Raw genomic sequence first — 22,819 nt, 5'->3', positions numbered from 1 at the left:
AACATGGATTTTACCAATCGCGTGAGAGGAACCTTACGGTGATGACAGCGTTCGCTGGTGTCAAAAATAACTATGTGAATACATGTACAACATTATGACGTAAAACCTACTTTTTGTGTATTCAACTATATGAAAATAAAGAATTAGCATTTTTTGTTAAATATGAGTCATTTGCTTGTACAGATTTTGTGTACAATTTTTTGTATCGTTTAATCACAAGATGTTTATCTCTTACTTATTCGTACAGGAGAAACACATGCAGCAAAATGGTTACATTTTTGATACGGCTGGTGCCATTGCACAGTATTTCAATAAGGCCAACTTGCCGACACAGCAGGAAACGCTGGGTCAGATTGTGGTGGAGATACTGCACGATGGTCGTCACCTAAACCGTAAAGCTCTCTGCACCAAGTTATTAAGCAGACTGGAGAAAACGACCTGTGAGAAGGAGAAAGGCCACTACAATGCGTTGATCGGTCTGCTTTTCGAGCGCTGACTGGCAAACTGAAATCCAGGGCGCGTTTGCGCTCCCGGGACAATAGAAAGAGAGAGCGTGATGAAGCGAAGTGACATTGAGAGACTGACTGACGAACTTATCGGAGAGGCAGTGTTGTTATTACTCAAGCGTAAGGCGCCGGTAAACTCGATGGCTCTACTGACCCAACTTCGTTCTCTGCAGGCGGTAGAGACCAACGCACTACGACGGCGTGCTTTTACATCGGTTATTACTGATATTGAGGCGGTCGTTATGAATAAAAGCAAAGACACAGTACAGCAATTAAAGGTTGGACAGACGGAAGCGGTCCGATCGGTATCGGGTGAAAGTTCAAGCTTAAACTCAGGAAAGGGAAAAGTGCACTGAAACCTTACTTTTATTAATGGTGAAAAAATGAACGCGGCAATGATTCAACAACCTGATATTTACAGCGCTTTACGCGATCATTCTCTGTCAGATCATTTTCGTCATTCTGGTGAAGTACTGTCTGAAGAAGCAATCGTTTTAGGATCCGCCATTCGTCATATTCTGATGAGAGGGGAATCTATTAATAATAAAAATATCATTTTGTTCCTCGTACAGCGTTTGGAAGTCACTGAAGATGTTGTTCTGGCGGATGTCATTCGCAATACGCTGGAGATTGTTGTCGGCCATACCATGGATGATATCTGAACATAAACAAGGCCCGACGAACGTAAATGTTAAACGGCTGGTCAATAGCTAACTATCGACCTATTTCTTGTTTCGCCTTCACTGGATAAATCAATCATGCGCAGCGACGACTATGTACGGACAAAGCATGCCGATTTTTGGCTTTCGGATAATTATCTCCGGTGGGGGCTGGAGACTATTTTTACCCAGTTCTCATTAGCGGATTGCTCAATTCGTTATGTGTTTTTAACCGAACAGAGATACAGTGAAGTTCGTGAACACAATTATGACCTGAGTAAAACCAGAATAATCTTGCTGACAGAGAGTTCGTTCTTCCAGTTCCTTAATCATATGTCTATTTATCAATTTCCAATGAATTCAAGCATTGAAGAGTTGCATCGGTTTATTATTTCGATCAGCCATAAAAAAGACGCGCTACGGCCGTGTAAAACGCCGATTTCCTTAAGTCAACGTGAACGTCTGCTCATTGATTTGATTAAGCAAGGGAAACGGATAGCAGATATGGGCGAGCTTCTGGATCTGCATATTAAAACGGTTTATCAAACGCGCCAGTCGCTGATGAAAAAAATAGGCAGCAGGGGGGCTGTTGATTTGATGCATAAACTGCACAGCGACATCTTCAAAAGCTGGCTAGCGGAGAGCCATCCGTTGCATTGATGCTTCGCTTACCCCTGAGGGGCTGCCCATTCGCTGCGCTACCGGTCTGTCCACCGGCTGCGCAGCGAATAGGCCCCCGCTGGCGTGCAACAGGCGAAAAAAAAGCCCGTACTTTCGTACGAGCTCTTCTTAAAATATGGCGGTGAGGGGGGGATTGACTCGCTTTGCTCGCCCCTGCGGGGCAGCCCGCTCACTGCGTTCGCGGTCTGTCCAACTGGCTGCGCCAGTTGTCGAACCCCGGTCGGGGGTTCTCATCCCCCCGCAGGCGTGCAATATGCGAAAAAAAAGCCCGTACTTTCGTACGAGCTCTTCTTAAAATATGGCGGTGAGGGGGGGATTCGAACCCCCGATACGTTGCCGTATACACACTTTCCAGGCGTGCTCCTTCAGCCACTCGGACACCTCACCATATTGTCTTCCCAGCATCGCTGGGACGAGCGCTAATGTAGGGAAAAGGCTCGTCAGCGTCAATAAACTTTTTTGAAAAATCGCGCGTTTAGACAAACTTCAAGCAAATTGCTTCTTTAACATGCATAAATCGTCTTTTTTGCGATCACCCCTGCATTTTCCCGGACGGGTATCCGAAATTTGTTATCCTGTTCAATCACAAAAATAATCGAAAACCGCGCCTGGTTGACGCGAATGCGGGCGCCCTGAGCAGGAGTCACTATGGAGATCATCTTTTATCACCCGACGTTTGATACCTCTTACTGGATTGCAGAGCTAAGCAAAAAGCTACCCGGCGCTTGTATTCGCGCCTGGGAGCGAGGTGACAATGCGCCAGCAGATTACGCGCTGGTGTGGCACCCCCCGGTAGAGATGTTACAAGGTCGCGCACTGAAGGCCGTGTTTGCGCTCGGGGCGGGCGTGGACTCTATCCTGAGCAAACTCAAGGCGAATCCGGAGATGCTGCCGTTGTCGATTCCGCTGTTTCGACTGGAAGATACCGGCATGGGTATTCAGATGCAGGAATACGCGGTCAGCCAGGTGCTGCACTGGTTCCGGCGCTTTGATGACTACCAGGCGTTGCAGCGAGAGTCTACCTGGCAGCCGTTGACGGACTATACCCATGACGAATTTACCATCGGGATCATGGGCGCAGGCGTTCTGGGATCGAAAGTCGCAGAGAGTCTGCTGGCGTGGGGGTTCCCGGTTCAGGTCTGGAGCCGCAGCCGTAAAAGCTGGCCACAGGTGACCAGCTTTGCCGGAGAAGCTGAGCTGGGCGAATTTTTACGCGGTACGCGCGTGTTGATTAACCTGCTGCCAAACACGGCGGAAACGCTCGGGATTATTAACGCCTCACTGCTGGAACAGCTACAAGATCATAGCTATGTGCTGAACCTTGCCCGCGGAGTCCACGTTGTGGAGGATGATCTGTTGGCGGCGCTTAATAGCGGTAAGCTGAAAGCCGCGATGTTAGATGTGTTCAGCCGTGAACCGCTACCGAAAGAGAGTCCGCTGTGGCTTCATCCACGAGTCACGATGACGCCGCACGTCGCCGCCGTGACGCGTCCGCAGGAGGCGATTGCCTATATCGCCCAGAGCATTACTCAGCTTGAGCGCGGTGAAATGCCGGGCGGCCGAGTCGATCGGGTGCGCGGCTATTGATGAACCAGGCTAATAAACACCGGGCTTTCCTGCTATCCTAGGCTTATCACGAGAGAGGAGAAAGTGATGTATCCTGTTGACCTACATATGCACACCGTTGCCAGCACGCATGCATACAGTACGCTGCATGACTATATTGCAGAGGCGAAACGTAAAGGGATTAAACTCTTCGCGATTACTGACCACGGCCCCGACATGGCCGATGCGCCGCACTACTGGCATTTTGTGAATATGCGCATCTGGCCGCGTATTGTTGAAGGGGTCGGCATCCTTCGCGGTATTGAGGCCAATATCAAAAATATTGCCGGCGAAATTGACTGCACCGGGCCGATGTTAACCTCGCTCGACTTTATCATCGCCGGTTTCCACGAGCCGGTCTTTGCTCCTCAGGACAAAGAAACCCATACCCAGGCGATGATCGCCGCGATGGCGAGCGGCAATGTGCATATGATTTCACATCCCGGCAATCCGAAATTTCCCGTAGATATTCCGGCTATTGCTGCTGCGGCAGCAAAGTATCAGGTGGCGCTGGAGATTAATAATTCCTCGTTTGTTAGCTCGCGCGTTGGCAGCGAACAAAATTGCCAGGCGATTGCTGCCGCGGTGCGCGATGCGGGTGGCTGGCTAGCGTTGGGTTCTGACTCGCATACCGCGTTTACGCTGGGCGAGTTTACCGAATGCCAGAAGATCCTCGATGCTGTTGATTTCCCACAGGACAGGATCCTTAACGTCACGCCGCGACGTTTTCTGAATTTCCTTGAATCGCGCGGGATGCCGTCGATTCCTGAATTTGCTGATTTTTAATGACTAACTGGAATAACTGAATGAACGAGTTTTCAATCCTCTGCCGTGCGCTGGGTTCCCTGTATTATCGCCAGCCGCAGGATCCTCTGCTGGTACCGCTGTTTACCCTGATTCGGGAAGGCAAGCTGGCAGCGCACTGGCCGCTGGAGCAGGATGAACTGCTGACTCGTCTGCAAAAGAGCTGTGATATTCAGCAGATTGCAGCCGACTACAACGCGTTGTTCGTGGGTGAAGAGTGCCGCGTTCCGCCAGTGCGCAGCGCATGGGTGGAAGGGGCAAGCGAAGCGGAAGTGCGTGCATTCCTGAGCGGCAACGGTATGCCACTGGGCGACGGGCCGGCGGATCAGATGGGCACGTTGCTGCTGGCGGCTTCCTGGCTGGAAGATAACGTGGACGAGGATAACGACGCGCTCGAAACGCTGTTTGCTGAGTATCTGTTACCGTGGTTTGAAACGTTTCTCGGGAAAGTGGAAGCTCATGCCAGTACCGCGTTCTGGCGTACTATGGCACCGTTGACGCGTGAAGCGATCGCCGCAATGTGGGATGAGCTGCAGGAAGAAGATGAAGAGTGATTTAGATCACTATTTCACTGCAAATGAAATGTATCTGATGAGAATAATGTGTTCATGATCTCATCATAAAAGCGAGCATCTGCTAAGATGCTCGCCATGAACGTTATCTTAGCTATCGCAATAACTACAGGCATTCTCTCCGGTCTCTGGGGATGGGTGGCCGTATCGCTTGGTTTATTAAGCTGGGCCGGTTTTCTTGGCTGCACGGCGTATTTCGCCTGCCCGCAGGGCGGTATGAAAGGCCTGGCTATTTCAGCCTGTACTACCATGAGTGGGGTTATCTGGGCGCTGGTGATTATCTATGGCAGCGCGCTGGCGCCGCATCTGGAGATCGTCAGCTACATGATGACTGGCGTGGTGGCTTTTCTGATGTGTATACAGTCAAAACAGCTGCTGCTGTCATTTGTTCCAGGTACCTTTATTGGTGCCTGTGCGACATTTGCCGGGCAGGGCGACTGGCGGGTGGTCGTTCCGTCTCTGTTGGTTGGCCTGCTGTTTGGCTATGCCATGAAAAACAGCGGTCTGTGGCTGGCAAACCGTAAAGCCGACAGCAAACAGACCAAAGAATCGGCACTGTAGTGGTCTTGATATGAAAAAACGGCGGCAGGATTATCCTGGCGCCGTTTTTTATGTTCGTCGCTAATGCTTAAAATTGTCGTTGGCCCAGGAGACTGCCTGGGTGCGGTTCTTGACGGCAATTTTCTTAAACAGGTGATAGAGATGCGTTTTTACCGTACTCTCGCTGATAAATAGCGCCTGGGCGATCTCAATGTTTGATGCACCGACCCTCAACTTATTCAGGATCTCCTTTTCCCGATAGGTAAGGATAGTGCTCTCTAAGTTGTCATAGCGATAGTTACCCGCATGCATGATCAGGTAGCTGGCGAGCTTACGCGAAAAATAGCATTCACCTTCCATTACCTTCTGCAAGCCTTTCACCAGGAAATGTTCTTCGTCTTGCGCATAGAAAATACCGCTAATGTGCGGCCAAACCTCGATATCCGGATATGAGTAATCTTCAGGCGTGTTGAACAGCAGCAGTTTGACGCCGTTGTTGAGTTTGCACAATTCTTCCTGCCAGGCTTTTATGAGACGCCTATCCGTTTCCATCATATCGAAAAGGATAATGCCTGAGCTTAAGTTCTCAATGCTAACTAGATGAATATTAATAATTTTGATATCCATCTTTAGTAGTTTCCTTAAGTTCTGAGACAGTGCGCATGACTGAAGCGACGGTCTTGTAATTAAGGAAAGCGTCTGGTTAGTAAAGGTGAGCTCTTTTGCCATGATGAGTCCCCAATATAATTTTCACAGCAGGCAAGTATTATAAAATCATCAATTTAAGTGCTGCTGAAATGTGGTTGCTGTGTGGTTGACATGCTTAAAATAAAAAAATAAGAACCAACGCTGCTTAATTTAAAATTTAGACGCTGGTAATCCTAAAGCAAGAAATAATCATGAAACAAAATGTAAAAATAAATTTCAAAATGTATGCTTGATGTTTTTATTAAGATTTTAACACGTAATCTTAATGATCATACATATGTTTTTTTATCGCGTTAAATTCATTTGATATCATGGTGATAGATGGATTTCAAATTGGTTTAATAAGATTGCATCAGTACATTTGTATGATAATTCAATGTGACCTTTCCCACTCTTCAAACTTTAGTCGAATCGGCCATCTTATAACGTACTGTTTTGCGGAAGCCTTATTCACAGGCGTTGATGACAGCTGGCTAATACTAAAGGTTGACTTATTCGAAAATAAATCAACCTTTGCGCTGAGATCGTCATACCACGCTGCTATGCATAATCATCCGTATAGCATCGAGTAACTAAGTATTTCGGTGCAGTAAACATTACGTATCTTACTTTCGGTATCACTAACGCGGCAAGGCGGTTAATCTTCAAAAGACATGACGAAATAGAATTATCCAGGCAAATGGCAAATAGCAGTCACTATGGTTTTATCTAAAACCGGTAGTGAGTCTATTTTTGACCATGAAAATAATCCGCAATCTTCTTTATCGCTTGCGCTGGATATCTATGGACTTATTTTAAATCGCCGCATATCAATATTCCAGTTATCCGCCATAACTGATTGAAATAAATGGTATTCACTGTTTTTAATTCTTATTAATGCCGTCAGAAGGTTATGTAATTTAATAACCGGGTGTCGTGATTATCACCAGCTCTATTTTGTTTTTATTACAAAATAATCGATTTTTACGGCAATAGCACACAGCACTTTATAACGCGTGAAAGGGTTAATCATGAAAATGAAGCAACTCGCCATTATTGTGGCGCTCACCGTTTTATACCCTGCAACGACTATATATGCCGTAGCCGCAGGTGGTAATGGGAATAACGGTGGAAATGGCAATAGCGGCCAAAACGCTAATAGCCAGGGAAATGGCAATGGCAACAATGGTAATGGTAACGGCAATGGAGGGGGTGGCAACGGAAGCGGCAATAACGGCAACGGCAATGCTAACGGTAACGGCGGCGGTGGCGACAACGGCGGCGGCGGTAACGGTAATGGCAATAACGGGAACGGTAATGGCAATGGAGGCGGGGGCAACGGAAGCGGCAATAATGGCAATGGGAATGGCAACGGTAACGGCGGCGGCGGTGGCAATAACGGTGGTGGCGGCGGTGGTAATAACGGCGGTGGCGGTCAGGGTGGCGGCAGCGGTGGCGGCGGCGACAATGGCGGCGGTAACGGCAATGGCAATAACGGGAACGGTAATGGCAATGGAGGCGGAGGCAACGGAAGCGGCAATAATGGCAATGGGAATGGCAACGGTAACGGCGGCGGCGGTGGTAATAACGGCGGTGGCGGCCAGGGTGGCGGCGGCGACAATGGCGGCGGTAACGGTAATGGCAATAACGGGAACGGTAATGGCAATGGAGGCGGGGGCAACGGAAGCGGCAATAATGGCAATGGGAATGGCAACGGTAACGGCGGCGGCGGTAATAACGGCGGTGGCGGTCAGGGTGGCGGCAGCGGTGGCGGCGGCGACAATGGCGGCGGTAACGGTAATGGCAATAACGGGAACGGTAATGGCAATGGAGGCGGGGGCAACGGAAGCGGCAATAATGGCAATGGGAATGGCAACGGTAACGGCGGCGGTGGTCATCACGGCAACGGCGGTCATGGAAACCACGAAGGCAATGGCGGTGGTAACGGTGGCGGTTGGGGTAACGGTAATGGTGGCGGTCACGGCCATAATCCGTTCGGTGGTCATGGAAATCATGGTGGCGGCAATCACGGCGGCGGTAACCACGGTGGCGGTAACCACGGCGGCGGTGGTGGCAACAACGGTGGTGGCGGCGGTAACAACGGTGGTGGAGACGGCAATGGCGGCGGCAACAACGGCGGTGGTTCAGGCGTAACCGTAACGACCGTTCGTGGCGGTCAGTCGGGCGGGAATGGCTCGGATAATAACAGTTCAAGATCCTCTAAGTGCAACCAGCCTGGGGCGATTGGCTGTAACTTCCGCTAATAGATAAGTATGGATTAATCATTGAGTGATATGAGTTTATTCTATTAATAGGCCGTAACCTCTGGCGTTACGGCCTTTTTTATGTTTATCAGCCAGCATAAAGAACGCGATGGTACCGCCGATAATGAGTCTAACTATATAAATTTTCTATGTAAAACGTGGTTGCAAAAGGGGTGATGTGAGCATAATGTAAAGAAAATGTTTACATTAAGAGTGCTCGCTTCGAATTGCAGATCCTGGACGCAACGTCTTCATGGAAGATCTCAAATTATCGGAGAGTTACCATGCAAACATTCCCGCGATTTTTCACTGCTATCATCTCCTTGCTTGCCTTTTTCTGTTTCAGCACGCTGGCCGCAAACAGTGGTGTGATCCACTTTCGTGGGCAGATCGTCGAGCCGCCCTGCGATTACCAACCCTCACCGACCAAAATGAGCGTGAACTGTTATCAGGACGGCAAGAATCATGTTCAGACGGTATCAATGAACGCCCTGCAGCAGGGGCAGCAGTTCGTCAATGAGAAGAGCACCGCCAGGCTGCAATGGCTAAATGCGGATAAAAAAGAAGCGATTCTCACCGTGGAGTACAAATAGCCCGAAACGAAATGACGGGGCGCGTTGTCTATGGTAGATAATCGATTTGTCTTAGTAAGAGGATAGTAAGCATGACCGAACGAATTCAGGTGCTGCAGGGAGATATCACCCGCCTTGAGGTGGATGTTATCGTCAATGCCGCCAATCCTTCACTGATGGGAGGCGGTGGTGTGGATGGTGCAATCCATCGCGCTGCCGGGCCGTCGTTACAGGAGGCTTGCGCCGTTGTTCGCCAGCAGCAGGGAACCTGTCCGACCGGGCATGCGGTGATCACTCACGCGGGAAACCTGAAAGCAAAAGCGGTTATTCATACGGTTGGGCCGGTCTGGCAGGGCGGGGGAGAACAGGAAGCCTCGCTCTTGCAGCAGGCATACCACAATAGCTTGCAGCTGGCGCTGGATAATGGCTATCGCACGCTGGCCTTTCCGGCGATTTCAACCGGAGCCTACGGCTACCCTCATCGTGAGGCGGCGGAAATTGCCATCAGTACAGTGGCCGCGTTTCTGACTCGGCGCAGCCTGCCGGAAATTGTCTTTTTTGTCTGCTTCGATGACGAAACCACGCGGTTGTATCAGGAAATACTCGGCCAGACGCGGATCCCTGCGCTGGCCAACGACGCCAACACCTAGTGGCCGGCCGTCTGCTGTTTAGGTGCCTTTTGCTGCGGTTTGCCGGAAAACAGGAAGCGCAGCAGGGGAATACGCAGATGAATTTCGTACAACACTAACGCGCAGCCCACGACAAAAACTAACCCGGTGAGGAAGCCGAGCGTATTTGAGCTAATGCTCGGCATAATCCAGGCGCCGAAGAACAGCGTCAGCGGGTGGTGCACCAGATAGATAAATAATGAAGCATTGACGAAATAGGTGACGCGTGCAGACTGGAAGTTCAGCATACGATGGCCAAATGAGAACACCACGTTCACCATCCACACGCCTAATACCATCGTAATCACATATTCTGTTTCATACATCCATGCATCGCCAGAACCGTAGTGCTGATTTAGACGATAGGCGATAAAACCGAGTAGGGCCGCCACGATGCACCACGGTGAAGGGGTGGTGAACAGCGTTTTTAACTTCGGATGAATAAAAGCCAACGCACCAAGAATAAAGAAAGGCACGTAAAACAGCGTCTGCATGACCACGAAGTTAAACAGACCATCACTTAGAATCGGCGGGTAGATAAGGAATAGCGTCCGACGGATAGCGGCATAGACCACACCGAGCAGCAGGAACATGAGCGTAAGTTTGCCCATAGTCATGTTGTCGAAGAGATCGGCGCGTCGGCGCATCTGGCGACGGCGCATCAAATGGAAAAACAGAATACCGAGGGTAGTCAGCACCACCAGAACGAGTAGGAACCATAGGTGCGATACCAGCTCCCAGGCTAGCGTATTATATTTTTGGTAAAACGACAGCGTATGCCAGGTTTCCGTCTTACCCTTAACGTATTGCAACATCAGGAATTGCGGCAGCGTCAGCAGTGGAATAGCGGTCAGCATCGGAATACCCACGCGCTCAACGCGAACCTTCCACCATTTTTTGATGGGGTAGCGCAAAAATAGCATATAGGAAAAGTAGCCGGAGATAACAAAGAACACCTGCATGCGAAATGCGTGGACAAAATCGTTAAAAAGCGTCAGCCACCATGACGGCGTCGGGCTATTCATATGCCAGGTGTGAGTAGAATACAGGAGCGAAATATGAAAGGGGATCCCCAGCAACATTAGCCAGGCCCGAATCGAGTCGAGAAAATATTCACGCTGTGCGGGTTTGTTATTCATAGGGTTAGGTACGATTCTCAGACTAATCGCCTTACAGATCCAGACGATAAAGTTTACATTCGTTGGCAACCCTACACGAACTCTGGTTACCTGTCTCCAGGATAAGCACGCAAAGTGCAAAGCGCAGTTAACAGTTGCTTACTCCATAAGCCACTGCGCGCAACAATACGGGGATTATGTTGTCGGATTGCTTGAATTTCCAGTAAAATGGATCGGATCGATTTAAGCACACAAAGGGGGAAGTGCTTAGTTATATGAAACAGAAACCACAGATGATGAAACTGCGTTGGTTAGGCGCAGCCGTAATGTTGTCCCTGTGTACTTCATCTGCATGGGCATTCACTATTGATGACGTTGCAAAGCAGGCTAAGTCGCTGGCGGATAAGAGCTATGAAGCGCCAAAAAGCAACCTGCCTTCCGTCTTCCGCGATATGAAATATGCGGACTACCAGCAAATCCAGTTCAACCACGATAAGGCATACTGGAGCAACATTAAGACCCCGTTTAAGCTCGAATTCTACCATCAGGGTATGTATTTCGACACGCCGGTGACCATTAATGAAGTCACGGCGACTTCCGTGCGCAAAATCAAATACAGCCCGGACTACTTCACGTTCGGTGACGTGAAGCATGACAAAGACACCGTGAAGGATCTGGGCTTTGCCGGCTTCAAAGTGCTGTACCCGATCAACAGCAAAGATAAAAACGACGAAATTGTCAGCATGCTGGGCGCCAGCTACTTCCGCGTGCTCGGTCAGGGGCAGGTGTATGGCCTGTCCGCCCGCGGTCTGGCTATTGATACGGCGCTGCCGTCCGGTGAGGAGTTCCCTCGCTTCCGTGAATACTGGATCGAGCGTCCAAAAGCGACCGATAAGCGTCTGACTATCTACGCGCTGCTGGATTCCCCACGTGCAACCGGCGCTTACCGGTTTGTGGTGATGCCGGGCCGCGATACCGTCGTGGACGTGCAGAGCAAAATTTATCTGCGCGACAAAGTGGGTAAACTGGGCGTTGCGCCGTTGACCAGCATGTTCCTGTTTGGGCCGAACCAGCCTTCCGCCGCGACCAACTATCGTCCGGAACTGCACGACTCTAACGGTTTGTCCATTCACGCCGGTAACGACGAGTGGATCTGGCGTCCGCTGAACAATCCGAAACATCTGGCCGTCAGCAGCTTCGCGACCGAAAACCCGCAGGGCTTCGGCCTGCTGCAGCGTGGCCGTCAGTTCTCTCGCTTTGAAGACCTCGACGATCGCTACGATCTGCGCCCGAGCGCCTGGATTACGCCGAAAGGCGATTGGGGTAAAGGCACCATCGAGCTGGTTGAGATTCCAACCAACGACGAGACCAACGATAACATCGTTGCTTACTGGACACCGGATAAGCTGCCGGAAGCCGGTAAAGAGATGAACTACAAGTACACCATCACCTTTACCCGCGACGAAGACAAACTGCACCCGACGGACAACGCGTACGTGATGCAGACTCGCCGCTCTACCGGCGATGTCAAACAGTCGAACCTGATTCGTCAGCCTGACGGTACCCTGGCGTTCATCGTCGACTTTACCGGTGCCGATATGCGTAAAATGCCGCAGGATACGCCGGTAACGGCGCAGACGAGCATTGGCGATAACGGTGAAATCGTTGAAAACAGCGTTCGCTATAACCCGGTGACTAAAGGTTGGCGTTTAACACTGCGCGTGAAGGTGAAAGATCCGAAGAAAACCACTGAAATGCGCGCTGCGCTGGTCAACGCGGACCAAGCGCTGAGTGAAACCTGGAGCTATCAGCTGCCTGCAAATGAATAAGACAACGAAGTATATCGACGCACTGTCGCTTACGGATGCAGAAAAAGCGGCACTCCCGGACACGACGCTTCGCGCCGTGCACGAAGCGCTGGATGACGAGCATCAGACGATTGCACGCGATGACGATACGCCATTGGCGTCCGTTAAAGCGCGTCTGAAAGAGAGCTGGCCAGATTCTCTGAGCGGCGATCAGCTCATCAAAGACGAGGAAGGGCGCACGCAGCTGCAGGCGATGCCGAAAGCAACGCGTTCTTCTATGTTCCCGGACCCGTGGCGTACCAACCCGGTTGGTCGCTTCTGGGATCGTCTGCGTGGCCGTGATGTCACTCCGCGCTACCTGTCTCGTCTGACCAAAGAAGAGCAGGAGCGTGAAGCGAAATGGCGTACGGTGGGTTCCTTACGCCGTTACACGCTGCTGATTCTGACGCTGGCGCAGACCGTGGTCGCGACCTGGTATATGAAGACCATCCTGCCGTATCAGGGTTGGGCGCTGATTAACCCGGCCGATATGGTCGGGCAGAATCTGTGGGTCTCCTTTATGCAGCTCCTGCCGTATCTGCTGCAAACCGGGATCCTGATCCTCTTTGCCGTCCTGTTCTGCTGGGTCTCCGCCGGTTTCTGGACCGCGCTGATGGGCTTCCTGCAGCTGCTGATAGGCCGCGACAAGTACAGCATTTCCGCGTCTACCGTGGGAGATGAACCGCTGAACCCGGAACACCGGACGGCGCTGATTATGCCTATCTGTAACGAAGACGTGTCCCGCGTATTCGCCGGTCTGCGTGCGACCTGGGAGTCGGTGAAAGCCACTGGCCAGCAGAAGCACTTTGACGTTTACATCCTCAGCGACAGCTATAATCCGGACATCTGCGTAGCAGAGCAAAAAGCCTGGATGGAGCTGATTGCCGAGGTGCAGGGCGAAGGGCAGATCTTCTATCGTCGTCGTCGTCGTCGCGTGAAGCGTAAAAGCGGCAACATCGATGACTTCTGCCGCCGCTGGGGTAATCAGTACAGCTATATGGTCGTGCTGGATGCCGACTCGGTGATGTCCGGCGACTGCCTGACCAACCTGGTGCGCCTGATGGAAGCGAACCCGAATGCTGGGATCATCCAGTCTTCGCCGCGCGCCTCCGGGATGGACACGCTGTACGCCCGCTGCCAGCAGTTTGCAACCCGCGTTTACGGCCCGCTGTTTACCGCTGGTCTGCACTTCTGGCAGTTAGGCGAATCGCACTACTGGGGCCACAACGCGATCATTCGCGTGAAGCCATTTATCGAGCACTGCGCGTTAGCGCCGCTGCCGGGCGACGGTAACTTCGCGGGTTCGATTCTGTCGCACGACTTTGTTGAAGCCGCGCTGATGCGTCGTGCCGGGTGGGGCGTATGGATTGCCTACGATCTGCCGGGCTCCTATGAAGAGCTGCCGCCGAACCTGCTGGATGAACTGAAGCGTGACCGTCGCTGGTGTCAGGGTAACCTGATGAACTTCCGACTGTTCCTGGTAAAAGGGATGCACCCGGTTCACCGTGCGGTGTTCCTGACCGGCGTGATGTCCTACCTCTCCGCGCCGCTGTGGTTTATGTTCCTGGCCCTGTCGACCGCGCTGCAGGTGGTGCACGCGCTGACCGAGCCGCAGTACTTCCTGCAGCCGCGTCAGCTGTTCCCGGTGTGGCCGCAGTGGCGTCCTGAGCTGGCGATCGCCCTGTTTGCTTCGACTATGGTGCTGCTGTTCCTGCCGAAACTGCTGAGTATCATCCTCGTGTGGTGCAAAGGCTCGAAAGAGTATGGCGGCTTTGTGCGCGTGACGATCTCCCTGCTGCTGGAGGTGCTGTTCTCCGTGCTGCTGGCACCGGTGCGTATGCTGTTCCACACCGTATTCGTGGTCAGCGCGTTCCTCGGCTGGGAAGTGGTCTGGAACTCGCCGCAGCGTGATGATGACTCCACGCCGTGGAGTGAAGCCTTTATGCGTCACGGTTCTCAGCTGCTGCTGGGCCTGGTGTGGGCTGTCGGGATGGCGTGGCTGGATCTGCGCTTCCTGTTCTGGCTGGCGCCGATTGTGTTCTCGCTGATTCTGTCGCCGTTCGTGTCGGTGATCTCCAGTCGCTCGACCGTGGGTCTGCGCACCAAACGCTGGAAGCTGTTCCTGATTCCGGAAGAGTACAGCACGCCGAAGGTGCTGGCTGATACCGAGGCGTATCTGGAACAGAACCGCGCGCGTGTGCTGGACGACGGCTTTATGCATGCGGTGTTTAATCCGTCGTTTAACGCCCTGGCGACGGCGATGGCAACCGCGCGTCACCGTGCGAGCCATGTGCTGGAGATCGCCCGCGATCGCCACGTTGAACAGGCGCTGAATGAAACGCCGGATAAGCTGAACCGCGATCGTCGTCTGGTGCTGCTGAGCGACCCGGTCACGCTGTCGCGTCTGCATTATCGCGTCTGGGCTTCACCGGAGAGATATTCCTCATGGGTGGCTGAGTACGATAAGCTTCAGATGAATCCGCTGGCGTTAAAAGCTAAATAACCCGGAGTCCCCGGTCGAGGTAGAACCCCGCCGGGGAAGGTCAGGGGAGATATTTGCCGTAAGGAAATACCGGCCATCCAGCCGGTATTTTTTTGTCTGTAATAATGAGGAAGAACAACGTGATACGAATGATACTGGTGGTCGTCATGACGGTAGTGCTGAGCGGATGCGGCAGCATTATCAGTAGAACGATCCCCGGACAGGGCCATGGAAACCAGTATTATCCGGGCGTGAAGTGGGATCTGCGCGATTCCGCCTGGCGTTATGTCACCATTATCGATCTGCCGTTTTCGCTGGTGTTTGACACACTGCTACTGCCGATCGATGCCAGCCACGGCCCTTATGAGTAACTAACGCTCATCCCATTCATCCGCGGCGGTCTGGCCCTCCTCAGTATCGAGAGAGGGCTCCAGCTGATATTCGCCTTCATCCCACTCGTGCAGCGTATTCTCTTCAACCCATTCCTGACGTAGCTCAATCTCGTCAAAATCACCGTCAAACACGCTCTGCGCGGCTTCGCCGCTGAGCATTGGCAGACATTCGCCTTCTTCATCCTCATCGGCGAAGAACTCGGCCTGCCACATGATGTCACCGTCCTGTAAAACGTACTTTTGCATATTGAACTGCTGTACGTCCGCTTCGCTCTCCTCCAGACCGGGGTTATCGGCGAGAAAAGTTTCGCGTGCCGCATCAATAGCTTCTTCGAGCGTGGCGTATAAGGTCATCTCTTTCTCCCTGCAATTTGACGTGGTATTCAGGGAAATAATAGCTGAAGTTTTCGGTTGTACACGCCCTGCGCGATGTTTTCACGCAAACCGCAGGGCGAGAGGGCTAGGGGCGAGAGGGTTCCGGGTTACGGCGCAGGCTAAAACCGGTATAAACGGCGTTAAACAGCACCACGACGGCGGTGACGCAGAACACCGCGCGGAAGCCATAGTTGGCCGATACGGCGGCGCCAATCAGCGGCCCGGTCACGTTACCGATATCGCGGAACGACTGGTTATAGCTGAAAATACGCCCGGCAATCTGGTTGCTGGCGTTATAGACCAGCAGCGTTTGTACCGCGGGCAGTAGCGCGCCATCGGCGGCCCCCAGCAGGAAGCGCAGAATCCCCAGCTGTAGCGGGTTTTGCACAAATGACATCGGAATCAGCAGCAGCACCGAGACAATCAGCGCGACGATAAGAATTTTCTCCGGGCCGATTCGATCGCCAAGCTTGCCCAGACGCGGTGCGCAAATCAACGCCGCAACGCCGGGGACCGAGGCTATCATGCCGCTAATAAAGGCGATGTTGCTGATATTCCCCGCCAGATCGCGCACGTAGAGCGTGAGGATTGGCGCAATTGAACCGGTGGCGACTTGAATAATTAAGGTGGTGACGAACAGACTAAGCACTAGCTCGCGGTTTTTCAGCGAGCCGAACACCTCTTTAACATGCAGCATCTCCTTTTTGGAGACCGGCGTGAACTGCTCGCGAATAAAGAACAGGGTTAGAACGAAGCAGATAAACAGTACCGTGGCGGTCATAAAGAAGACCGGACGCAGCCCGTAGTTATCCGCCAGGAAGCCTCCGGCGAGCGGCCCAAGCAGCGCGCCGCTGACCGCGCCGGTAGAGAGCGTCCCCAGCGCCCAGCCGCTTTTATGGCGTGGGATCTGGGTGGCAATCAGCGCGTTAGCGTTAGGAATAAAACCGCCCAGCAGCCCCAACAGCGCGCGCAGGATTAAAAACTGCCAGATATTCTGCGCCAGCCCCATCAGCAGCATGACGATGGCCATGCCCAGCGCCGAGCGCAGCAGCATGATTTTACGGCCTTTCCGGTCGGCTAAGCCGCCCCACAACGGAGAGGCGATGGCAGAAAACAGAAAGGTGATACTGAAGACCAGGCCAGACCACATATTCAGCGCGCTGTGGCCGGTTACGCCAAGTTGTTCAACGTACAGAGGGAGGAACGGCATCACCAGGCTGAACGCGGCGCCGGTTAAAAAACAGCCGAGCCAGACGACAGCGAGGTTACGCTTCCAGTTTATGGGGGCATCTGAGGGTTGCATAGGGTTCCGCAGGCAATATCGCCGAAAGAGAGTGTATTTATAAGCCTGCTAATTATGCGCCCGTGTTCATATCACCGCAATGCGGGTAGCTTTTAAAGCTAAAACAAAACGCGCAGCCAGGGCTGCGCGTTGTCGATCAGTAGCGGGAAGGGACACCTTCCGGACGCGTCTTAAAGCGACGATGCAGCCACATATACTGCTCGGGCGCCATCAGAATGCATTTCTCGACGATGGTGTTCATCCATGCGGCGGTTGTTTCAGCGTCGTCCAGCGGCGGGTTGCACTCCGGCTCGAGGATAATCAACTCATAGCCTTTACCATCCGGTTTGCGGCGTGGCACAAACGGCACAACGCAGGCTTTTGACATCTTTGCCAGCATCCAGGTACCGGAAGTCGTCGCCGCGTCTTTCACCGCAAACAGCGGCGCGAACACGCTGGCACGCGGGCCGTAGTCGTGATCCGGCGCGTACCAGATGATCTCGCCATTTTTCAACGCTCTGACCATGCCCTTGAGGTCCTTACGATCGATCATGCTTTTATTCGAGCGCATGCGGCCCCAGGTTTGCAGCCAGTCAAGAACCGGGTTGTCGTTTGGCCGATAGACGCCGATGCCGGGGTTGTGGATACCAAACATACGGGCGCCCATTTCGAGCGTCAGGAAGTGAATACCGATCAGCAAAACGCCGCGTCCAGAATCCTGCACGGCACGGATGTGCTCAAGACCGCTGGCGTCCATCCAGCGGTTAATACGCTTCGTCGGCCAGAACCAGGCGATGCCGGTTTCCATCACGCCCATGCCCACGGACTCAAAATTCTTCACTACCATCCGATGACGTTCCGCTTCGCTCATCTCGGGGAAGCAAAGCTCCAGATTGCGGTAGGCAATTTTTGCGCGGCGCTTCATCAGCTTTAATGCCAGCCTGCCCATCGCGTTGCCGAGGCGGTAGATAACCGGATAGGGCAGCTGAACGACCAGCCAGAGCAGACCAATGCCCAGCCATAATGGCCAGTAACGAGGGTGCAGCAGCGCAGCGGTGAACTTGGGTAACTGGGTCATGTGTTTCCTGTTTTTACGAGCAACTGGCTCTATTGTCGCACTATTTTTCCGTCAACCAAAATGCCAGGGCCACGACTGGCGCTAATTTAGGCAGAGATTTTGCACGGTATAATTATTGGTGATGAAAATGTAGCGCAAAATGTGGGGATGTAAATTGACGATGATTGCTATATCATGCGCCCCGATTAAGACCATCCATTCTATTTTGCAGGATAAGAACACCATGCCAGTGTTGCATAACCGCATTTCGAATGAGACGCTGAAAGCGCAGATGCTGGCGGAAACCGAGCCACGCACCACTATCTCATTCTATAAATACTTCACCATTATCGATCCGAAGGCTACCCGTGATGCGCTCTATGTTGCGCTAACCGAGCTAAAGGTCTTTGGCCGTATCTATCTCGCCCATGAGGGGATTAACGCCCAGATAAGCGTCCCGGCAAGTCTGGTGGAAAAGCTGCGCGAACGTCTGTACAGCTTCGATCCGGCGCTTAAAGATCTGCGTTTGAATATCGCCCTTGATGACGACGGGAAATCCTTCTGGGTACTGCGTATGAAGGTCCGCGATCGTATCGTCGCGGACGGGATTGACGATCCGAGCTTTGATGCCAGCGACGTCGGTGACTATCTGAAAGCGGCGGAAGTTAACGCGATGCTCGATGATCCGGACGCGGTCTTTATCGATATGCGCAACCACTACGAATATGAAGTGGGCCATTTTGAACAGGCGTTGGAAATTCCGGCAGATACCTTCCGCGAGCAGTTGCCGAAGGCCGTGGAAATGATGCAGGAACATAAAGATAAAAAAATCGTTATGTACTGCACTGGCGGTATTCGCTGTGAGAAAGCCAGCGCCTGGATGAAGCATAACGGCTTCAAGCAGGTGTGGCATATTGAAGGTGGCATTATTGAGTACGCGCGTCGTGCCCGTGAGCAGGGGCTGCCGGTGCGCTTTATCGGTAAAAACTTCGTCTTCGACGAGCGTATGGGTGAACGTATCTCCGATGAGGTGATTGCCCACTGCCACCAGTGCGGCACGCTGTGTGACAGCCACACTAACTGCCTGAACGACGGCTGCCACCTGCTGTTTATTCAGTGTCCGGCCTGCGCCGAGAAGTTTGAAGGCTGCTGCAGTGAAGCCTGTCAGCAGGAACACAAGCTGCCGGAAGAGGAACAACGTCAGCGACGTGCGGGCCGTGAAAACGGCAATAAGATCTTTAATAAGTCGCGCGGTCGTTTGAATACGCGTTTAGGCATTCCTGACCCGGAAGGGCAAAACGGCTAGCTGAAATAGAGATAGGCGATATCGGCGAGGGCCAACAGCAGCCAGAGCATCAGATAAAGCATCAGGTGTTCGCGAATGTTGTTGATCAGGTAGTAAAACAGACGACGCATATCATTCTCGGTAGAACGGCCCCGCATTGTCGGGGCCGTTTATTTTTAGTGGTTAAAGCGGGCCAGCGCGAAGGGACTCAGGTCAAACGCGGGCGTCTGCTGTTGCGCAAATTGGGCGGCAATTTCGCCCAGCACGGTAGCGAACTTAAAGCCATGGCCGCTCAGACCGCCAATAAACAGCACGTCGGGCTGGCCGGGCAGGGTGTCGATAATAAAGTCTTCATCCGGCGAGTTATCGTAGGTACAGGCCGCGCCGTACAGACAGCCGCCGATACCCGGCAGAATCTGGCGCAGGAAGCCGAACGCTTCTGAGCCGTCGCTGGCGACTGAACCGAACGCTTTGCGCTCTTCCGGGCTGTTGATGAGCTGCCCGCCGTTGTGTTTGCCAATCTTCAATTCGTTGTCGACCGCCGGGAAACCGTAGAACTGATCGCCGTTAGGCAGCTCGCCGGTAAACGCCGGGAAGTTATTCTTACGGCTATAGCGGCCATCGGCCTGGAACCAGGCAAAGACCTTACGTACCGGCTGAATCGGCAGTTCAGGGTAGAACTGTTTCACCCAGGTGCCGGCGGTCAGCAGCAGCTTTTTACCGCGCCAGCTGCCTTCAGACGTTTCAATCGTTATGCCATCGTCATCGCTGTGGATGGCGGTGACCGGGCAGTTAAACAGCTGTGCGCAACCCGCGTCCTTCGCCATCGCGATCAGCGTTTTTACCGCCAGTTCGCTTTTCAGTACGCCCGAACCGGGTTCAAAAATGGCCTGATAGTCGGCGGGGACGGTGATTTCGGGCCAGCGGGCCATCAGCGCGCTGGCGTCCAGCCGCTCTACCGGCAGGTTAAACTGCGCGGCGCTCTGGGCGACGGTATGCAGGAAGGTGGAATTGGCAGGGCCAAGATTCACGACGCCGCTACGTTCGAACAGCTCTTCACCGCTGATGGCGGACAGTTCATCCCACAGCGCCTGCGCACGCAGTACCAGCGGCACATATTTCTCCCCTTCGCCGTAGGCATGACGCATCAGACGAGTGTCGCCGTGGTGGCTCCCTTGCGGGTGGGGCGGCATATGGGCGTCGGTCATCAGGACGTTTAAACCCGCTTTACGGGCGTAGTAACCGGCTGCAGCCCCGACGGAGCCGCTGCCAAGAATAATGAGATCGTATTGCATAGTCTTTCCTGACTCGGTAATGAGGCGCGAAATCTGAGTCTGGTAGAGTAAATTAAGCCGCAGTTGTTATACAAGCGTGAAAATAATTAAGGCACCCGAGGGTGCCTGTTTGCCATTACGACGAGAAAAGTATCGGCGTTAATGCCGACGATACTCGTTGACCTGGTAATCGCCAGACTCAATTTTGGCAATCCCGGCTTCCAGTATGGAAATAAACTGACGTGCGACATCCGTCGTCAGCCATAGCGTCTGGCCAACTTCTGCTTCTTTATTGCTCGATTGATTGGGGTCTTGGTAGTGCAGGCGCAACATCAGCGCATCATAGCTATCTACGGTGCTGATGTCCCATCCGACGAGGGGATGGGTCTGGATGACTTCATTATTCTTTTCCATCATAACCCCTTATTTACGTGTTAAAAGGCAACAACTCTCGAGGTCTAATGCAATTTTTTGTGAAGCTTTATCAGTATACAACACTTCAATAAATACTCGAGAATTGAAATCAAAAGCAACACAAATTCCTGAGTTAGCCGGCTATTTGCGCAATAAATGACCATGTCGCGCAATTTTTTACCGCTAATCTAAAAAGTGGGGTTAGATCACAAAAAAACAAGCGCGGGAATAAAAAAAGCCGGGGCGACCCGGCAAAAAACACAATGAGGGAAAAAATTAGTCGGTGATGAACCAGTCGTCGGCGCTCTCCCAGGTTTCCTGCAGGATTTCGCTGATGCGGTCTTTATCTTCTTTAATGCCACCGATCACGGAAAGGTTATTGCTGGCAGCATAGCGCACGCTAACGGCGCCACCGCTATCCGGGAACTGGTTGTTGATACGGCGGGAAAGTTCGTCTGCCAGCGCGTCTAAGGCGCCTGCCGGCAGCGCGGTGGTTTTTGCAATAGTGACTTCAATACGCATAATTGCCCCCTGTGTAATATACTGTATATTTATACAGTCATATTCAGGGGTTTACAACAGGGGGCGCGATTTTATTTTTTCATCGTCCAGCGCAGCGTTTCTCCGGCGAGGAACGGCACTAACGTATCATCACTCAGGGCGATGCTTTCCTCGACCTGGCTCTCTTCACGTACCAGCTCAACGTAGCTGTCGTTAATCGGCAGGCCGTAGAAACGCGGGCCGTTCAGCGAGCAGAACGCTTCGAAGTGCTCCAGTGCGTTCATCTCTTCAAACACGGTGGCATAGCTACCCAGCGCGGTAGGCGCGTTGAAGCAACCCGCACAGCCGCAGCTGGCTTCTTTACGGTGACGCGCGTGCGGCGCCGAATCGGTGCCGAGGAAGGCGCGGGTAAACCCGCTGGCGACCAGCTCGCGCAGCGCCTGCTGGTGAACGTTGCGTTTGAGAATCGGCAGGCAGTAGAGGTGCGGGCGCACGCCGCCGACCAGCATATGGTTGCGGTTGAACATCAGATGCTGCGGCGTGATGGTGGCGGCAAGCAGGTCGTTGCCGTCGCGCACATACTCGGCGGCATCCTTGGTCGTGATGTGTTCGAACACCACTTTCAGGCCCTGAAGACGCTGGCGTAGCGGTTCCATCACGCTGTCGATAAAGCGCGCTTCACGGTCGAAAATATCGATTTCTGCATGGGTCACTTCGCCGTGCACCAGCAGCGGCATGCCCAGTTTTTCCATGCGCTCCAGCACGGGCATAATCGCATCGGTGCTGGTGACGCCATGGCTGGAGTTGGTGGTGGCGTTAGCCGGATACAGCTTGGCGGCGGTGAATACGCCTTCGTTAAAACCGCGCTCCAGTTCGTTGGGATCCAGCGTATCGGTCAAATAGCAGGTCATCAGCGGCGTGAAGTCGTGCCCGGCAGGCACCGCGTCGAGAATGCGCTGGCGATAGGCGATAGCCGCATCGACGGTGGTAATGGGCGGAACCAGGTTCGGCATGATGATCGCGCGGCCATACAGCTCGCTGGTATACGGAACAACCGTTTTCAACATCTCGCCGTCGCGAAGATGGATATGCCAGTCGTCTGGGCGGCGAATTTTCAGAACTTGCGGTAATGCGGTCATGTAAGGCTCCGGCTGGTGGGATATCAGTCATTTTTGCCGGGCACTAAGGATAAGCGTAAACGTTTTCCTTTGCATCCTTTTCCGTAAAAAATAAT

25 protein-coding genes and 1 tRNA gene are annotated in these 22,819 nt (G+C 52.9%); 14 read left to right on the top strand and 12 right to left on the bottom strand.

The genetic code is table 11. The features are described 5' to 3' along the window. Positions 1 to 256 precede the first annotated feature (256 nt). The 3 genes from ycgZ (at position 257) to ABTW00_RS14440 (ending at position 1,825) form a co-directional block, all read left to right on the top strand. Positions 257 to 496: a regulatory protein YcgZ gene (gene ycgZ / locus ABTW00_RS14450; RefSeq protein WP_065358459.1), complete on the top strand. Its 240-nt coding sequence runs from the start codon at positions 257 to 259 to the stop codon at positions 494 to 496. Between the two features lie 405 nt (positions 497 to 901). Then, on the top strand, positions 902 to 1,168 hold the full coding sequence (locus ABTW00_RS14445) for a biofilm development regulator YmgB/AriR family protein (RefSeq protein WP_065358462.1): 267 nt from the start codon (positions 902 to 904) through the stop codon (positions 1,166 to 1,168). 96 nt (positions 1,169 to 1,264) lie between these two features. Next, complete coding sequence (locus ABTW00_RS14440) at positions 1,265 to 1,825, top strand: LuxR C-terminal-related transcriptional regulator (protein ID WP_065358461.1); 561 nt, start codon at positions 1,265 to 1,267, stop codon at positions 1,823 to 1,825. Between the two features lie 320 nt (positions 1,826 to 2,145). Here the strand turns inward: ABTW00_RS14440 and ABTW00_RS14435 are convergent. After that, positions 2,146 to 2,233, bottom strand: a tRNA-Ser gene (locus ABTW00_RS14435). Positions 2,234 to 2,494: 261 nt separating this feature from the next. Here ABTW00_RS14435 and ghrA point away from each other — a divergent pair. The 4 genes from ghrA to ABTW00_RS14415 all read left to right on the top strand — a co-directional run bounded on the left by ghrA (position 2,495) and on the right by ABTW00_RS14415 (position 5,388). Then, a complete protein-coding gene (gene ghrA / locus ABTW00_RS14430) occupies positions 2,495 to 3,433 on the top strand; it encodes a glyoxylate/hydroxypyruvate reductase GhrA (protein WP_065356268.1) in 939 nt (312 codons plus the stop codon). 66 nt (positions 3,434 to 3,499) lie between these two features. After that, on the top strand, positions 3,500 to 4,237 hold the full coding sequence (locus tag ABTW00_RS14425; RefSeq protein ID WP_064549036.1) for a phosphatase: 738 nt from the start codon (positions 3,500 to 3,502) through the stop codon (positions 4,235 to 4,237). Positions 4,238 to 4,257: 20 nt separating this feature from the next. Next, the gene (locus ABTW00_RS14420) at positions 4,258 to 4,809 is read left to right on the top strand and encodes a TorD/DmsD family molecular chaperone (protein WP_064549038.1); all 552 of its coding nucleotides are present in this window, start codon (positions 4,258 to 4,260) and stop codon (positions 4,807 to 4,809) included. A 96-nt stretch (positions 4,810 to 4,905) separates the two neighbouring features. Then, entirely contained in the window at positions 4,906 to 5,388 is a 483-nt protein-coding gene (locus tag ABTW00_RS14415) for a DUF1097 domain-containing protein (RefSeq protein ID WP_433636132.1), read from the top strand. A gap of 60 nt (positions 5,389 to 5,448) precedes the next feature. Here ABTW00_RS14415 and csgD read toward each other — a convergent pair whose 3' ends face one another. Both csgD and ABTW00_RS14405 read right to left on the bottom strand, forming a co-directional pair. Beyond that, on the bottom strand, positions 5,449 to 6,096 hold the full coding sequence (gene csgD, locus ABTW00_RS14410; RefSeq protein WP_433636130.1) for a biofilm master transcriptional regulator CsgD: 648 nt from the start codon (positions 6,094 to 6,096) through the stop codon (positions 5,449 to 5,451). A gap of 1,031 nt (positions 6,097 to 7,127) precedes the next feature. After that, a complete protein-coding gene (locus tag ABTW00_RS14405; RefSeq protein ID WP_433636129.1) occupies positions 7,128 to 8,060 on the bottom strand; it encodes a hypothetical protein in 933 nt (310 codons plus the stop codon). A gap of 7 nt (positions 8,061 to 8,067) precedes the next feature. Here ABTW00_RS14405 and ABTW00_RS14400 point away from each other — a divergent pair, with 7 nt between their 5' ends. The 3 genes from ABTW00_RS14400 to ymdB all read left to right on the top strand — a co-directional run bounded on the left by ABTW00_RS14400 (position 8,068) and on the right by ymdB (position 9,540). Continuing rightward, positions 8,068 to 8,208, top strand: coding sequence for a hypothetical protein (locus tag ABTW00_RS14400; protein ID WP_433636128.1), 141 nt, complete (start codon positions 8,068 to 8,070; stop codon positions 8,206 to 8,208). 394 nt (positions 8,209 to 8,602) lie between these two features. Continuing rightward, positions 8,603 to 8,911, top strand: coding sequence for a hypothetical protein (locus ABTW00_RS14395; RefSeq protein WP_433636127.1), 309 nt, complete (start codon positions 8,603 to 8,605; stop codon positions 8,909 to 8,911). Positions 8,912 to 8,982: 71 nt separating this feature from the next. After that, complete coding sequence (gene ymdB / locus ABTW00_RS14390) at positions 8,983 to 9,540, top strand: O-acetyl-ADP-ribose deacetylase (RefSeq protein WP_065356275.1); 558 nt, start codon at positions 8,983 to 8,985, stop codon at positions 9,538 to 9,540. On the opposite strand, the gene mdoC is transcribed toward ymdB, so the two are convergent. Next, positions 9,537 to 10,697 carry a glucans biosynthesis protein MdoC gene (gene mdoC, locus ABTW00_RS14385; RefSeq protein WP_433636126.1) on the bottom strand — a complete coding sequence of 387 codons (1,161 nt, stop codon included), beginning with the start codon at positions 10,695 to 10,697 and terminating at the stop codon, positions 9,537 to 9,539. The two genes, ymdB and mdoC, sit on opposite strands and share 4 nt — an antisense overlap. Positions 10,698 to 10,969: 272 nt before the next feature. Between mdoC and mdoG the strand changes: the two genes are divergently transcribed. From mdoG to ABTW00_RS14370, 3 genes are all read left to right on the top strand, one after another. Then, positions 10,970 to 12,505 carry a glucans biosynthesis protein MdoG gene (gene mdoG / locus ABTW00_RS14380; protein ID WP_157093595.1) on the top strand — a complete coding sequence of 512 codons (1,536 nt, stop codon included), beginning with the start codon at positions 10,970 to 10,972 and terminating at the stop codon, positions 12,503 to 12,505. After that, entirely contained in the window at positions 12,498 to 15,026 is a 2,529-nt protein-coding gene (gene mdoH / locus ABTW00_RS14375) for a glucans biosynthesis glucosyltransferase MdoH (protein ID WP_433636125.1), read from the top strand. Before mdoG ends, mdoH begins: the two co-directional genes overlap by 8 nt. 122 nt (positions 15,027 to 15,148) lie before the next feature. Next, on the top strand, positions 15,149 to 15,376 hold the full coding sequence (locus ABTW00_RS14370) for a YceK/YidQ family lipoprotein (RefSeq protein ID WP_064549121.1): 228 nt from the start codon (positions 15,149 to 15,151) through the stop codon (positions 15,374 to 15,376). Here the strand turns inward: ABTW00_RS14370 and ABTW00_RS14365 are convergent, their stop codons facing one another. The 3 genes from ABTW00_RS14365 to ABTW00_RS14355 all read right to left on the bottom strand — a co-directional run bounded on the left by ABTW00_RS14365 (position 15,377) and on the right by ABTW00_RS14355 (position 18,132). Continuing rightward, complete coding sequence (locus tag ABTW00_RS14365; RefSeq protein ID WP_064549057.1) at positions 15,377 to 15,751, bottom strand: MysB family protein; 375 nt, start codon at positions 15,749 to 15,751, stop codon at positions 15,377 to 15,379. A gap of 106 nt (positions 15,752 to 15,857) precedes the next feature. Then, entirely contained in the window at positions 15,858 to 17,075 is a 1,218-nt protein-coding gene (mdtG, locus tag ABTW00_RS14360) for a multidrug efflux MFS transporter MdtG (RefSeq protein WP_064549059.1), read from the bottom strand. Positions 17,076 to 17,211: 136 nt separating this feature from the next. Then, positions 17,212 to 18,132 carry a Kdo(2)-lipid IV(A) acyltransferase gene (locus ABTW00_RS14355; RefSeq protein WP_064549060.1) on the bottom strand — a complete coding sequence of 307 codons (921 nt, stop codon included), beginning with the start codon at positions 18,130 to 18,132 and terminating at the stop codon, positions 17,212 to 17,214. 223 nt (positions 18,133 to 18,355) lie between these two features. Between ABTW00_RS14355 and ABTW00_RS14350 the strand changes: the two genes are divergently transcribed. Continuing rightward, positions 18,356 to 19,417, top strand: coding sequence for a rhodanese-related sulfurtransferase (locus tag ABTW00_RS14350; protein WP_065356280.1), 1,062 nt, complete (start codon positions 18,356 to 18,358; stop codon positions 19,415 to 19,417). On the opposite strand, the gene ABTW00_RS14345 is transcribed toward ABTW00_RS14350, so the two are convergent. The 5 genes from ABTW00_RS14345 to pyrC form a co-directional block, all read right to left on the bottom strand. Then, positions 19,414 to 19,527: a DUF2770 family protein gene (locus ABTW00_RS14345; RefSeq protein WP_065356368.1), complete on the bottom strand. Its 114-nt coding sequence runs from the start codon at positions 19,525 to 19,527 to the stop codon at positions 19,414 to 19,416. The two genes, ABTW00_RS14350 and ABTW00_RS14345, sit on opposite strands and share 4 nt — an antisense overlap. Positions 19,528 to 19,572: 45 nt before the next feature. Then, positions 19,573 to 20,691 (bottom strand): N-methyl-L-tryptophan oxidase, encoded by a 1,119-nt coding sequence (gene solA, locus ABTW00_RS14340; protein ID WP_433636124.1) that lies wholly within the window; start codon positions 20,689 to 20,691, stop codon positions 19,573 to 19,575. Positions 20,692 to 20,829: 138 nt separating this feature from the next. Next, positions 20,830 to 21,084 carry a biofilm formation regulator BssS gene (bssS, locus tag ABTW00_RS14335; protein WP_064549067.1) on the bottom strand — a complete coding sequence of 85 codons (255 nt, stop codon included), beginning with the start codon at positions 21,082 to 21,084 and terminating at the stop codon, positions 20,830 to 20,832. A gap of 276 nt (positions 21,085 to 21,360) precedes the next feature. Beyond that, a complete protein-coding gene (dinI, locus tag ABTW00_RS14330) occupies positions 21,361 to 21,606 on the bottom strand; it encodes a DNA damage-inducible protein I (RefSeq protein ID WP_064549069.1) in 246 nt (81 codons plus the stop codon). A gap of 71 nt (positions 21,607 to 21,677) precedes the next feature. Next, a complete protein-coding gene (gene pyrC, locus ABTW00_RS14325) occupies positions 21,678 to 22,724 on the bottom strand; it encodes a dihydroorotase (protein ID WP_433636122.1) in 1,047 nt (348 codons plus the stop codon). Between the last annotated feature and the right edge of the window lie 95 nt (positions 22,725 to 22,819).

It is taken from the genome of Kluyvera georgiana (assembly GCF_050990895.1).
Taxonomy (GTDB): Bacteria; Pseudomonadota; Gammaproteobacteria; order Enterobacterales; family Enterobacteriaceae; genus Kluyvera; species Kluyvera georgiana.
Note: the sequence above shows the minus strand (reverse complement) of the source record. Positions and strands in the feature narration are given on the sequence as shown.

Excerpts from the sequence above, each read along its gene's own strand:
- mdoC (WP_433636126.1), bottom strand. The coding sequence starts at position 10,697 with ATGAATAACAAACCCGCACAGCGTGAATATTTTCTCGACTCGATTCGG.
- csgD (WP_433636130.1), bottom strand. The coding sequence starts at position 6,096 with ATGGCAAAAGAGCTCACCTTTACTAACCAGACGCTTTCCTTAATTACA.
- ymdB (WP_065356275.1), top strand. The coding sequence starts at position 8,983 with ATGACCGAACGAATTCAGGTGCTGCAGGGAGATATCACCCGCCTTGAG.
- ghrA (WP_065356268.1), top strand. The coding sequence starts at position 2,495 with ATGGAGATCATCTTTTATCACCCGACGTTTGATACCTCTTACTGGATT.
- mdoG (WP_157093595.1), top strand. The coding sequence starts at position 10,970 with ATGATGAAACTGCGTTGGTTAGGCGCAGCCGTAATGTTGTCCCTGTGT.
- dinI (WP_064549069.1), bottom strand. The coding sequence starts at position 21,606 with ATGCGTATTGAAGTCACTATTGCAAAAACCACCGCGCTGCCGGCAGGC.
- bssS (WP_064549067.1), bottom strand. The coding sequence starts at position 21,084 with ATGGAAAAGAATAATGAAGTCATCCAGACCCATCCCCTCGTCGGATGG.
- mdoH (WP_433636125.1), top strand. The coding sequence starts at position 12,498 with ATGAATAAGACAACGAAGTATATCGACGCACTGTCGCTTACGGATGCA.
- ycgZ (WP_065358459.1), top strand. The coding sequence starts at position 257 with ATGCAGCAAAATGGTTACATTTTTGATACGGCTGGTGCCATTGCACAG.
- ABTW00_RS14405 (WP_433636129.1), bottom strand. The coding sequence starts at position 8,060 with ATGACCACCGAACGGATTATGGCCGTGACCGCCACCATTACCGTTACC.
- ABTW00_RS14350 (WP_065356280.1), top strand. The coding sequence starts at position 18,356 with ATGCCAGTGTTGCATAACCGCATTTCGAATGAGACGCTGAAAGCGCAG.
- ABTW00_RS14415 (WP_433636132.1), top strand. The coding sequence starts at position 4,906 with ATGAACGTTATCTTAGCTATCGCAATAACTACAGGCATTCTCTCCGGT.
- ABTW00_RS14400 (WP_433636128.1), top strand. The coding sequence starts at position 8,068 with ATGGTGGCGGCAATCACGGCGGCGGTAACCACGGTGGCGGTAACCACG.
- ABTW00_RS14445 (WP_065358462.1), top strand. The coding sequence starts at position 902 with ATGATTCAACAACCTGATATTTACAGCGCTTTACGCGATCATTCTCTG.
- ABTW00_RS14355 (WP_064549060.1), bottom strand. The coding sequence starts at position 18,132 with ATGACCCAGTTACCCAAGTTCACCGCTGCGCTGCTGCACCCTCGTTAC.
- solA (WP_433636124.1), bottom strand. The coding sequence starts at position 20,691 with ATGCAATACGATCTCATTATTCTTGGCAGCGGCTCCGTCGGGGCTGCA.
- mdtG (WP_064549059.1), bottom strand. The coding sequence starts at position 17,075 with ATGCAACCCTCAGATGCCCCCATAAACTGGAAGCGTAACCTCGCTGTC.
- ABTW00_RS14440 (WP_065358461.1), top strand. The coding sequence starts at position 1,265 with ATGCGCAGCGACGACTATGTACGGACAAAGCATGCCGATTTTTGGCTT.
- pyrC (WP_433636122.1), bottom strand. The coding sequence starts at position 22,724 with ATGACCGCATTACCGCAAGTTCTGAAAATTCGCCGCCCAGACGACTGG.
- ABTW00_RS14345 (WP_065356368.1), bottom strand. The coding sequence starts at position 19,527 with ATGCGTCGTCTGTTTTACTACCTGATCAACAACATTCGCGAACACCTG.
- ABTW00_RS14365 (WP_064549057.1), bottom strand. The coding sequence starts at position 15,751 with ATGACCTTATACGCCACGCTCGAAGAAGCTATTGATGCGGCACGCGAA.
- ABTW00_RS14420 (WP_064549038.1), top strand. The coding sequence starts at position 4,258 with ATGAACGAGTTTTCAATCCTCTGCCGTGCGCTGGGTTCCCTGTATTAT.
- ABTW00_RS14425 (WP_064549036.1), top strand. The coding sequence starts at position 3,500 with ATGTATCCTGTTGACCTACATATGCACACCGTTGCCAGCACGCATGCA.
- ABTW00_RS14395 (WP_433636127.1), top strand. The coding sequence starts at position 8,603 with ATGCAAACATTCCCGCGATTTTTCACTGCTATCATCTCCTTGCTTGCC.